Consider the following 11836-nt stretch of genomic DNA (forward strand, 5'->3'; position numbering starts at 1 on the left):
AATATGATGATCTCATATCAGGAACTTGTTCGCACCTTCCCTAAAGCACTCGTATTGACCGTGGCGGCTACCACATTCTGTCTGATGACCAGCCCGGCGTTCGCGGTTGAGGAAACCACGCCGCAGAATATGACCTGTCAGGAATTTATGGATATGAACCCAAAAAGCATGACCCCGGTGGCCTTCTGGGTAGTGAATCGCAACACCGACTTTAGCGGCGGCGACTATGTTGACTGGCATGAAGTCGAGACCGTTTCGGTACCGAAAATGCTGCAGGAGTGCCACAAGAACCCCGCCGCTAAACTTGGCGATCTCAGCGCGGTCATCAAAAAATAACCCCCCCGGCATCAGGCCGGGGAAACCCGCCGCGCTGCGGCGGGTCCCGCTTTACTCATCGATACCGCATTCGCACGGCAGAAGGCGGCCGATAAGCTTGCGATACAAAAACGCCCCGATAATCGCCCCCACCACCGGCGCCAGCAGCGGCACCAGAAAGTAAGGGATCGCCAGCCCACCGGTAAAGGCGATCGAGCCCCACCCGGCCAGACTGGTAAACAGTTTTGGGCCGAAGTCGCGCGCCGGATTCAGCGCAAAGCCGGTTAGCGGCCCCATCGACGCGCCGATCACGGCGATCAGCAAGCCAATCAGCAACGGCGCCAGCGGCCCGCGCGGAATTCCGTTGCCGTCGTCGGTCAGGGCCATGATCATCGCCATCAGGATTGCCGTGATGGTGGTCTCAACGGCAAACGCTTGTATAAAAGTGATATGTGGATGCGGGTACGTGGAAAAGACCCCGGCCAGGTTAAGGCTGGCGGCAGTGCCGCGCACGATATGCTGACTCTGTTCAAGATCGAGAAACAGCTGGCGATAGAGCCCATACACCAGCGCGGCGGCGCAGAAGGCCCCGGCCGTCTGGGCAACAATAAACGGCAGCACCTTGCGGCGTTCAAAACAGGCGAACAGCCACAGGGCAATGGTCACCGCCGGATTAAGGTGCGCGCCGGAGACACCGGCCGTCAGGTAGATGGCCATGGCGACGCCAAGGCCCCAGATAATACTGATCTCCCACTGACCAAAGCTGGCCCCGGCGACCCGCAGCGCAGCGACGCAGCCCGCGCCGAAGAAAATGAGCAATCCGGTGCCAAGAAACTCGGCCACGCACTGCCCGGTTAAGGTAGAAGTCTGGTTCATTATCGGCATCCTGAAATAGCACGTTAAAGAGAGAGGCTGGCGCGAGCGCCCGTTTAATTCGCCTGACCGGCCAGTAGCAGCCCGGTGGCGACCGCATTGCGCGGCCCTTCTGTTCCCCGAATATTGCCCTGCCCGGCGACTACGCCATAGTGCGACAAGGCTTCCGTGATAAGCTGCGGGATCTCAAAGTCCAGCGATGAGCCGCCCACCAGCACCACAAAGGCGATATCGCGAATGGAACCGCCGGGTGAGACCTGGCGCAGCGCGCGCAGGCAGTTGGTGACAAACACTTTCTCTTTCGCCTGCCGGCGCACGAGACTAATTTTTTCCAGCGGGCTGGCGTTATCGATCGGCACCAGTTCGCCCTCCTTGATGTACACCACTTTGGCGAACACCGCCGGGCTGAGGGCTTCCCGAAAGAACTCCACCGCGCCATTCTCGTGACGAATACTGAACAGGCTTTCCACTTTGGCCAGCGGGTATTTTTTTATCGCTTCCGCCAGCGAAAGATCCTCGAGGCCCAGCTCGGTTTTAATCAACAGGCTGACCATATTCCCCGCCCCGGCGAGATGGACCGCCGTTATCTGCCCCTCCGCGTTGACGATCGCCGCATCCGTCGAGCCGGCGCCGAGATCGAGGATCGCCAGCGGCGCCGCACAGCCGGGAGTGGTTAACGCCCCGGCGATGGCCATGTTGGCCTCCACGCCGCCCACCACCACCTCGGTCTGCAGTCGGGCGCTCAGTTCGCGGGCGATAACCTGCATTTGCAGACGGTCCGCTTTCACCATCGCCGCCATCCCGACGGCATTTTCCATGGCGCACTCGCCGGCCATCCCGCCCTGCACCTTGCGCGGAATAAACGTATCCACCGCCAGCAGATCCTGGATGTATATCGCGCTCATCTCATGGCCGGTCAGGGACGCCATTACCTTGCGCACCCGCTCAAGCATGCCGCCGGCGTGAGTGCCCGGTTCGCCGCGGATGTCGCGTACCGGAGCACAGGCGCTCATCGCCTGCATGATGGCTTCCGCGCCCTCGGCGACATCGGCCTCTCCGCGGCGCTTTTCGCCGCTAATGTAGAGGTTGCCCGCCGGGATCACCCGCGACTGCACGTCCCCCTGCGGGGTCTTGAGCACCACCGCTGAACGGTTGCCAATCAGGGCGCGGGCGATGGGGACGATGGCCTGGGTCTCTTCCGGGCTTAGCCCGAAGAAGGTGGCGATCCCGTAGGGATTCGACAGGATCCGCACCACCTGGCCCGGCGCGGCCACTTCCACCGCCGCCATCACCCCCTCGGGGACCTGCTCCAGGAGCGTCACTTCATCTACCACCGGCAGGGTTTTACGCAGGCGGTTGTTCACCAGCACGCCGTCGTCCTTTTTGAGGATCGCCGCCACCACGTTGATCCCCCGGTCGAGCGCCTCATTGAGCCACCACACGGCGTCAAGGAAATCGACGGCGTCGTCAATCAGTACGATCCACCCCTCGGCATACTGCGCCGCCGGCAGCGTCGCCAGCCGCCCGAGGGCGATAGTCGTCCCCACGCCAACGCCCACCCCGCCCGGCGTCTGCGGGTTATGACCGATCATGGTCGATTCGGTGATAATGGTCTCGGTGATGGTCTCCATCGCCACATCGCCAATCACCGGCGCGGCTTCGTTAAGATAGATGCGAGAGACATCGCTCATCGACCACGGTGTTTTCGCCAGGGCCTGCTCCAGCGCGGCGAGGGTCCCGGCGATATTGTCCCGCGTCCCTTTCATGCCCGTCGTCGCGACGATCCCGCTGGCAACAAACGCCCTCGCCTGCGGGTCGTCGGACGCCAGCGCCACCTCGGTGGTGGCGTTGCCGATATCAATCCCGGCTATTAACGGCATGCTGACCTCCGCTTAGCTTCCTTTACGCAGCTTATGCCGCTGCTGATACACTTCCGCCGACTCCCGGACAAAGGCGGCATTCACTGTCGCATGCCAGGTGTGCTCCAGCTCGTCGGCGATCGCCAGCAGCTCCGCCTGCGAGGAGCGGAACGGGCGCAGCGCGTTATAGATAGCCAGAATGCGCTCGTCAGGAATGGCGATAAGCTCCGCCGCGCGGCGGAAATTGCGCGCCACCGCATGGCGCTGCATCTGCTCAGCAATCTGCGCCTGGTACTCAAGGGTCTGGCGGGAGATCCGCACATCCTGCGGGCCCACCTCGCCAGAGAGCACCTTCTCGAGGGTAATATCGGTCAATGGTTTGCCGGTAGGCGTCAGGATATGCTCCGGGCAGCGGGTGGCTAACGGATAATCCTGCACGCGCATGGTTTTCTCGCTCATGGTCACTCCCTTACTAAGTTGACGTGCAGGGTGACGGGCTCGGCGTCCTGCACCACATGTTTGGTCTCTTTGATATGAAATAGCGCGGCTTTGGCCATAAATTTCGGCCGCACCATCTGATCGTTCACCACCGGCACCGGCGAAGGTGACTCTTTGCGCGCATAGCGCGCGGCGTTTTTGCCAATCTGCCGGTAGGTTTCCAGCGTCAGCAGCGGCGCCTGGGAGAACAGCTCCAGGTTGCTGAGCGGCAGCAGATCGCGCTGATGGATGACCGTGGTCCCCTTCGACTGGATACCGATGCCGATCCCCGAGCCGCTCAGGTTGGCAGCATCCCAGGCCATAAAGGAGACGTCGGACGTGCGCAGAATGCGCACCACCCGGGCGTGAAGCCCCTCTTCTTCCACCCCGGCAATCAGCTCTTTGAGGATCGCGCCATGGGGCATATCGATCAGAGTGTGATGCTGGTGTTTATCGAAGGCAGGGCCGACGCCGATCACCACTTCATCGGCGCGTTCATCGGCAGAAGCTACCCCGCCCTCGCGGGTTTTCAGGGTAAAAGAGGGCTGAATTTGGGTTGTCTGTTGCACAGGAATACCGCCTTATTCAATGGTGTCGGGCTGAACCACGCCCGGAATATTTTTGATCTCCGCCCAGCGTTCGGCAGAGATGCGATAGCCGGTGCCCGGCCCCTGATAGTCATTGATGTCGTTGACCGCACTCACCACCTCGAACTGCCGATCGAGAATGGCCGAGGTCTGCAGGTAATCGCCGGTGACCCGCTGGCGCAGCATATTGAGAATATTGCTGGCGATATCCTCAAAGCCGCTGCGGCTCAGCGCGCCGACAATATCGAGGCCGGTGATGTTGCGCTTCATCATCTCTTCCACCGCACTCAGATCCTCCACCACGTTACGCGGCGGCATCTCGTTGCTACCGTGCGCGTAGGTGGCGGCCTCCACCTCCTCGTCGGCGATTGGCGGCAGCCCCAGCTCGCGGAAAACCGCCTGGATCGCCCGCGCCGCTTTCTGGCGAATGGCAATGGTTTCCGCCTCGGTCACCGGACGCAGGCCGCCGTCAACCATCAGGTCACGCTGCAGGATGTTGTAATCATCAAAATCTTCCGCATCGAAGTTCGAGCCGGCGAACATGTTGTCGTAGTTCGGCACCGCGCTGTAGCCGGAGAAAATAAAGTCGGTGCCCGGCAGCATCTGCATCAGGGTGCGCGCGGTGCGGCGAATATCCGAGTGGGAGAAAGTCTGGTCGTTAGCGGACGCCACTTCGAGGTCGAGCATAGAGGCGATCAGGTTTTCCGCCAGCACCGCCCGAATGCCCGACGGCACAGCGCCGGTCATGCCGATACAGCTCACCGCGCCGTTTTGCAGCCCCTGAACCCCGGCGCCTTTGGTAATGAAGATGCAGCGCGATTCGAGGTAGAGCATCGACTTGCTCTCCGAATAGCCCATCAGCGCTTCGGATCCGGTGCCGGAGGTGTAGCGCATTTTCAACCCGCGGGAGGCGTAGGCCGAGGCGAGGAACGCCTTTGACCACGGAGTATCATCGCCGTCGGTAAATACCGCTTCAGTGCCGTAGACCGACACCGTCTCGGCGTAGCTGGTTAAGCCACGCATGCCCAGCTCCAGCTCGGTGGCCTCTTCCACCGAGCACTGCGTCAACACGCCGGGACGGCCGCACTGCGAACCGACCAACAGCGCCAGGGCGTTAAACGGCGCATAGCGCGCGATACCGACCGTGGTCTCCTGTTCTGAGAAGCCGCGGATCCCGGCCTCGGCGGCGTCAGCGGCAATCTGCACCGGATTATCTTTGAGATTGGTGACGTGGCACTGGTTGGAGGGGGTCCGGCGGGCACGCATCTTCTGCAGCGCCATCATCATCTCCACCACGTTCATCTGCGCCATCACCTCGACCGCTTTGGCCGGCGTGATGGCGGTAGTGATGGCAATGATCTCCTCCCGGCTGACGTGAATATCCACCAGCATGCGGGCTATTTCCACCGCCTCCAGGCGCATTGCCTGCTCTGTGCGCTCAACGTTGATCGCGTAATCGGCGATAAATCGGTCGATCATGTCAAACTGGTCCCGGCGTTTGCCGTCCAGTTCGACGATCAGACCGTTGTCCACTTTTACTGAAGAGACCGGGTCAAAGGGGCTGTCCATGGCGATCAGCCCCTCTTCAGGCCACTCGCCAATCAGCCCGTCCTGATTGACGGGGCGCTGGGCCAGTACTGCAAATCGTTTTGATCTTTTCATTGTTCATCGGCTCAAAAGGTGAAATCCGCAGACGGTAGCGAATACGCCGGGCCAGCGTCGTTGCCGCCCGGCCATTACTGGCAATAGCGGAACTTTAAATGAGCCAGTGGTGAAAAAAATAAATTTAATTTCGTTTCAATTTGGCACACGAAATCTACCGACAGTTTCACTATGAAACTTTACTCCGGCGGCAAAAATAAAAAATGTGATCGCCCGCAATGATATAAATCAATTAATAAAAAACGCCCTTAATTACGTTTTGCCGACGCTATTTTAACCCTATTGACTAAATCATGGCGGGCGACAAAATAACGCTGACAAAAATAAAGCAAGCCAACCGAATGGTAATAGTTTTTTACTATCGCCCCCTACTGACTATTCGCGCCAGCGTTATCCTGGTGCGGGAGAGAATGATGAACAAGAGCCAACAAGTTCAGACAATCACCCTGGCCGCCGCCCAGCAAATGGCGGCGGCGGTGGAAAAAAAAGCCACTGAGATCAACGTGGCGGTGGTGTTTTCCGTGGTTGACCGCGGAGGCAACACGCTGCTTATCCAGCGGATGGACGAGGCCTTCGTCTCCAGCTGCGATATTTCCCTGAATAAAGCCTGGAGCGCCTGCAGCCTGAAGCAAGGTACCCATGAAATTACGCCAGCGGTCCAGCCAGGACAATCTCTGTACGGTCTGCAGCTTACCAACCAACAGCGAATTATTATTTTTGGCGGCGGCCTGCCAGTTATTTTTAATGAGCAGGTAATTGGCGCCGTCGGCGTTAGCGGCGGTACGGTCGAGCAGGATCAATTATTAGCACAGTGCGCCCTGGATTGTTTTTCCGCATTATAACCTGAAGCGAGAAGGTATATTATGAGCTATCGTATGTTTGATTATCTGGTGCCAAACGTTAACTTTTTTGGCCCCAACGCCATTTCCGTAGTCGGCGAACGCTGCCAGCTGCTGGGGGGGAAAAAAGCCCTGCTGGTCACCGACAAAGGCCTGCGGGCAATTAAAGATGGCGCGGTGGACAAAACCCTGCATTATCTGCGGGAGGCCGGGATCGAGGTGGCGATCTTTGACGGCGTCGAGCCGAACCCGAAAGACACCAACGTGCGCGACGGCCTCGCCGTGTTTCGCCGCGAACAGTGCGACATCATCGTCACCGTGGGCGGCGGCAGCCCGCACGATTGCGGCAAAGGCATCGGCATCGCCGCCACCCATGAGGGCGATCTGTACCAGTATGCCGGAATCGAGACCCTGACCAACCCGCTGCCGCCTATCGTCGCGGTCAATACCACCGCCGGCACCGCCAGCGAGGTCACCCGCCACTGCGTCCTGACCAACACCGAAACCAAAGTGAAGTTTGTGATCGTCAGCTGGCGCAACCTGCCGTCGGTCTCTATCAACGATCCGCTGCTGATGATCGGTAAACCGGCCGCCCTGACCGCGGCGACCGGGATGGATGCCCTGACCCACGCCGTAGAGGCCTATATCTCCAAAGACGCTAACCCGGTGACGGACGCCGCCGCCATGCAGGCGATCCGCCTCATCGCCCGCAACCTGCGCCAGGCCGTGGCCCTCGGCAGCAATCTGCAGGCGCGGGAAAACATGGCCTATGCCTCTCTGCTGGCCGGGATGGCTTTCAATAACGCCAACCTCGGCTACGTGCACGCCATGGCGCACCAGCTGGGCGGCCTGTACGACATGCCGCACGGCGTGGCCAACGCTGTCCTGCTGCCGCATGTGGCCCGCTACAACCTGATCGCCAACCCGGAGAAATTCGCCGAGATTGCTGAACTGATGGGCGAAAATATCACCGGACTGTCCACTCTCGACGCGGCGGAAAAAGCCATCGCCGCTATCACGCGTCTGTCGATGGATATCGGTATTCCGCAGCATCTGCGCGATCTGGGAGTAAAAGAGGCCGACTTCCCCTACATGGCTGAGATGGCTCTGAAAGACGGCAATGCGTTCTCGAACCCGCGTAAAGGCAACGAGCAGGAGATTGCCGCGATTTTCCGCCAGGCATTCTGAGTGTTAACGAGGGGACCGTCATGTCGCTTTCACCGCCAGGCGTACGCCTGTTTTACGATCCGCGCGGGCACCATGCCGGCGCCATCAATGAGCTGTGCTGGGGGCTGGAGGAGCAGGGGGTCCCCTGCCAGACCATAACCTATGACGGAGGCGGTGACGCCGCTGCGCTGGGCGCCCTGGCGGCCAGAAGCTCGCCCCTGCGGGTGGGTATAGGGCTCAGCGCGTCCGGCGAGATAGCCCTCACTCATGCCCAGCTGCCGGCGGACGCGCCGCTGGCTACCGGACACGTCACCGATAGCGACGATCATCTGCGTACGCTCGGCGCCAACGCCGGGCAGCTGGTTAAAGTCCTGCCGTTAAGTGAGAGAAACTGAATGTATCGTATCTATACCCGCACCGGGGATAAAGGCACCACCGCCCTGTACGGCGGCAGCCGCATCGAGAAAGACCATATTCGCGTCGAGGCCTACGGCACCGTCGATGAACTGATATCCCAACTGGGCGTCTGCTACGCCACGACCCGCGACGCCGGGCTCCGGGAAAGCCTGCACCATATTCAGCAGACGCTGTTCGTGCTGGGGGCTGAACTGGCCAGCGATGCGCGGGGCCTGACCCGCCTGAGCCAGACGGTCGGCGAAGAGGAGATCACCGCCCTGGAGCGGCTTATCGACCGCAATATGGCCGAGAGCGGCCCGTTAAAACAGTTCGTGATCCCGGGGAGGAATCTCGCCTCTGCCCAGCTGCACGTGGCGCGCACCCAGTCCCGTCGGCTCGAACGCCTGCTGACGGCCATGGACCGCGCGCATCCGCTGCGCGACGCGCTCAAACGCTACAGCAATCGCCTGTCGGATGCCCTGTTCTCCATGGCGCGTATCGAGGAGACTAGGCCTGATGCTTGCGCTTGAATTGGCTGGCGTCAATATCGTACTGCTTCATTTTGCGCCACAGGGTGGTGCGGCCGATATTGAGCAGCTGCGACATCTCCTGCACCCGCCCGCTGGTCACCCGGGCGGCGTGAATAATAGCTTCCTTTTCGATGGCGCTAAAGGTCAGGCTGGCCGGCAGCAGCGATGACGCGCTATCCCCGCCCGGCCGCTCGGAAAAGAGATATTCCGGCAGATTACTCAGGCGAATGTGGCCGTTGTCGCTGCTGATGGCGATATTCTCAATGACGCTGTTGAGCTCAAAATCATTCCCCGGCCATGAGTAGGCCACCAGCTGCGCCAGCGCGTCATCGTCCACTTTCAGTCGCGAAGAGAAACGCTTCTCCAGGCTCTTCAACCGGTTATGCACCAGCGACGGAATACTGTTGCGTCGGGCGCGCAGCGGCGGGATGACGATCTCAAAGGAGTGCAGCGCATAGTACAGCTGGCGGCTAAAGCGGTTCTGTTCCACCAGATTGGCCAGATCGACGGTGGTGGTGGCAATCACCTTCACATCCACCGGGATCAGGCGCCGGGCGTCGAGGCGGGTGAGCACGCCCTGCTTAATCACCTGCAGCAGGGCCGACTGCAGCTCCGGCGCCAGATACTCGATCTTTTCCAGAAACAGGGTGCCGCCGTTGGCGAGCTCAAGGCGGCTCAGGCGACCATTTTCATCGTCGGTAGGGGCGCTGCCCATAAAGTCCTGGCCCAGCACGCTGTCGGCATATAGCTGGCAGTTGACGGCGATGTAGGGGCCGCCCGCCCGTTCGCTTTCATTGTGGATAGCCTGGCTCAGCAGCTCTTTCCCAACCCCCTCTTCGCCGCACAGCAGCACCGGGAAGCCACCGCGCGCCGCCTGGCGGCCAAAGTGGATCAGGCGTCGGGTTTCCGGATCGTCGGCAGACATCTGCTCAAAGGTGTGGCTCACTTTACCGAGCTGGCTGGTCATCAGCTGCCGCATCTGCTCCACCGGGTGCAGCAGCAGAATAAAACTGTTGCCTTGCGCCTCGACAATCGGTTTTAAGGTGATCACCGCATCGACAAACTGATGCTGACTTTCAAAGGTGACTTCGACGTGATTCAGGCCACGGGCGTGTTTGATGGCGCGGCGCAGCAGCGCCGGGAGGGTCACCAGATCGGCGATATTTTTCCCCTGGCTGGCCTGAGCATCAAGATGCAGCAGTCTCGCCGCCTGAACATTGAGAAACTGCAGCACGCCCTGTTCGTTCCACGCCATCACCCCATCGTCCATGCTCTCCAGCAGGCCGTACATCTGATTGAGGTGACGGTTGGATTCCGCCAGCAGGCTGTCGGTAAGCAGGGAGTTACCCACCTCGCGGGCGATGGCCAGCGTCAGGGAGAGGTCGGCGCTGGACTGGTGCTCGACCAGACAGCAAAGCGAGATAGAGCCGAACAGCCGCCCGTGGTTATCAAACACCGGCGTCGAGCAAAAACTCCATGGCTGTAGCGCCTGCTTAAAATGCCGATCGCCGGCGGTGTTGATCGGCTGGCCCTGCATCGCGGCCAGCGACAGCGCGCAGGTGCCGATAATGCTCTCCGCACAATAGCTGCCGTCGCGAAATCCCAGGGCAGCCAGCTGGGCCAGGGTTTGCGGCTCGCCGCAACGGCTCAGGATGCAGGCAGACTCATCAAGAATAAACAGCGCGCAGGGGCGGCCGTCCATAAACTCCCAGGCGTCTTCCAGAGCCGCCTGGCCGATGGTCAGCAGCGCGGTTTTACGCCGACAGATGGAGTCGAAGGTCAGGCCCTGGGCCTGGTGCGGCGTTTGCCAGGTTTCGCGCTGCATAAACTTGCTGCAGCGGTGCCATGACTGGGCGATGACGGAAGAGACCACCTTCCCGGTTTCCTGAGTCTGAACAGTCATATCCTTTTCCGCGTTGTACCATAGAGAACCCCTCCGGCAGCGACTGCCGGAGGGGAGAAAGAAAAACCGCTGACCTGGGCCAGCGGTTTAGCCACCGCGAATTAACGCGCCAGCCACTGCTGGCCTAACAGATCGGCGGTGAGGATAGCGGCATGGACGCTCTCCGGGGTCACCGCAAACGGCATATTATGGATGGTTTCCCCTTCCGCGCAGGTGGCTTTCGCCACCGCGGCGATTTTCTCGTCGATCCCCTCTTTGACGCCCATCTGCGCGAGCGTCACCGGCAGGCCGACGCGCTGGCAGAAGCCCAGCACCGTTTCAATCTCGTCCATCGGGCTGTTCTGTAGCACCAGCTGCGCCAGGGTACCGAAGGCCACTTTCTCACCGTGATACAGATGGTGGCACTCTTCAAGGATGGTGAAACCGTTGTGAATCGCGTGCGCGCCGGCCAGGCCGCTGCTCTCAAAACCGATACCGCTCAGATAGGTGTTGGCTTCGACAATACGCTCCAGCGCATCGGTCACCACTCCAGCCTGAGCCGCCAGGCGTGCTTTTTCGCCTTCAGCCAGCAGCGTATCATAGCACAGGCGCGCCAGGCTCAAGGCCGCCGCCGTGGACTGCCCGCCCGCCATGCTGGTGGCTCGCGCATCGAAGCAGGCCTTGGCTTCAAACCAGGTGGAGAGCGCATCGCCCATCCCGGCCACCAGCAAGCGTACCGGCGCTTTGGCGATAATCGCCGTGTCCATCACCACCATATCCGGGTTTTTCGGGTAGATCAGATACTCTTCAAACTCGCCCGCCTCGGTGTAGATAACCGACAGCGCGCTGGTCGGCGCATCGGTTGAGGCAATTGTCGGGATCACCACCACCGGCAGCTTCTGATAATAGCCGATCGCCTTCGCGGTATCGAGGGTTTTCCCGCCGCCGATACCCACCACGCCGCGGCAGCCGTGCTGCTTAAGAATGGCGATCAGGCGGTTGATTTCCGCATGGCTGCACTCGCCGTTAAACCGTTCCGCATGGCAGCTAATATTGTGGCTATGCAGGCCGTTCAATACTTTGTCGCCCGCCAACTTCATCACGAAGTCATCGGCGATAACAAAAAAGCTGTCGGCCAGGTTTTTAGCGTATTCGCCAAACAGCATGGCGGCATCAGGTCCCTGGAGATATTTGGCTGGAGATTGAATAACTTTTAGCATTTCTTTCACCCTCAAATAAGTGCGTATGT

At 60.3% G+C, this 11836-nt stretch carries 12 protein-coding genes; 5 read left to right on the forward strand and 7 right to left on the reverse strand.

The features are described 5' to 3' along the window. Positions 1-6 precede the first annotated feature (6 nt). The gene (hdeB, locus tag ACVCAM_RS12835) at positions 7-336 is read left to right on the forward strand and encodes an acid-activated periplasmic chaperone HdeB (protein WP_032642469.1); all 330 of its coding nucleotides are present in this window, start codon (positions 7-9) and stop codon (positions 334-336) included. A gap of 51 nt (positions 337-387) precedes the next feature. Here the strand turns inward: hdeB and ACVCAM_RS12840 are convergent, their stop codons facing one another. From ACVCAM_RS12840 to ACVCAM_RS12860, 5 genes are read right to left on the reverse strand one after another with little or no spacing between them, the layout of a single operon-like run. Then, positions 388-1191 carry an MIP/aquaporin family protein gene (locus ACVCAM_RS12840; protein ID WP_032669189.1) on the reverse strand — a complete coding sequence of 268 codons (804 nt, stop codon included), beginning with the start codon at positions 1189-1191 and terminating at the stop codon, positions 388-390. Between the two features lie 53 nt (positions 1192-1244). Continuing rightward, positions 1245-3068, reverse strand: a complete 1824-nt coding sequence (locus ACVCAM_RS12845) for a diol dehydratase reactivase subunit alpha (protein WP_111986680.1) — start codon at positions 3066-3068, stop codon at positions 1245-1247. Positions 3069-3080: 12 nt separating this feature from the next. Continuing rightward, the gene (locus ACVCAM_RS12850; protein ID WP_002917670.1) at positions 3081-3506 is read right to left on the reverse strand and encodes a glycerol dehydratase small subunit DhaB3; all 426 of its coding nucleotides are present in this window, start codon (positions 3504-3506) and stop codon (positions 3081-3083) included. A 2-nt stretch (positions 3507-3508) separates the two neighbouring features. After that, complete coding sequence (locus ACVCAM_RS12855) at positions 3509-4093, reverse strand: propanediol/glycerol family dehydratase medium subunit (protein WP_407223656.1); 585 nt, start codon at positions 4091-4093, stop codon at positions 3509-3511. Between the two features lie 12 nt (positions 4094-4105). Continuing rightward, positions 4106-5773 (reverse strand): propanediol/glycerol family dehydratase large subunit, encoded by a 1668-nt coding sequence (locus ACVCAM_RS12860; protein WP_002917676.1) that lies wholly within the window; start codon positions 5771-5773, stop codon positions 4106-4108. A 413-nt stretch (positions 5774-6186) separates the two neighbouring features. On the opposite strand from ACVCAM_RS12860, the gene ACVCAM_RS12865 reads away from it, so the two are divergent. Genes ACVCAM_RS12865 through ACVCAM_RS12880 form a run of 4 tightly spaced genes read left to right on the forward strand, consistent with a single transcriptional unit; the run spans position 6187 to position 8705 of the window. Next, complete coding sequence (locus tag ACVCAM_RS12865; RefSeq protein WP_014599267.1) at positions 6187-6615, forward strand: GlcG/HbpS family heme-binding protein; 429 nt, start codon at positions 6187-6189, stop codon at positions 6613-6615. Between the two features lie 21 nt (positions 6616-6636). Beyond that, positions 6637-7800: a 1,3-propanediol dehydrogenase gene (gene dhaT / locus ACVCAM_RS12870; RefSeq protein WP_023336801.1), complete on the forward strand. Its 1164-nt coding sequence runs from the start codon at positions 6637-6639 to the stop codon at positions 7798-7800. 20 nt (positions 7801-7820) lie between these two features. Continuing rightward, positions 7821-8174: a glycerol dehydratase reactivase beta/small subunit family protein gene (locus ACVCAM_RS12875; RefSeq protein WP_002917678.1), complete on the forward strand. Its 354-nt coding sequence runs from the start codon at positions 7821-7823 to the stop codon at positions 8172-8174. Beyond that, positions 8175-8705 carry a cob(I)yrinic acid a,c-diamide adenosyltransferase gene (locus ACVCAM_RS12880; RefSeq protein WP_004210508.1) on the forward strand — a complete coding sequence of 177 codons (531 nt, stop codon included), beginning with the start codon at positions 8175-8177 and terminating at the stop codon, positions 8703-8705. Here the strand turns inward: ACVCAM_RS12880 and dhaR are convergent. Further along, positions 8683-10608 carry a dihydroxyacetone kinase operon transcriptional regulator DhaR gene (dhaR, locus tag ACVCAM_RS12885; RefSeq protein WP_023336800.1) on the reverse strand — a complete coding sequence of 642 codons (1926 nt, stop codon included), beginning with the start codon at positions 10606-10608 and terminating at the stop codon, positions 8683-8685. The genes ACVCAM_RS12880 and dhaR overlap by 23 nt on opposite strands. A 101-nt stretch (positions 10609-10709) precedes the next feature. After that, positions 10710-11807, reverse strand: coding sequence for a glycerol dehydrogenase (locus tag ACVCAM_RS12890; protein WP_023336799.1), 1098 nt, complete (start codon positions 11805-11807; stop codon positions 10710-10712). Positions 11808-11836: the final 29 nt, after the last annotated feature.

The sequence above is a fragment of the Enterobacter sp. CFEC122 genome (genome assembly GCF_052983755.1).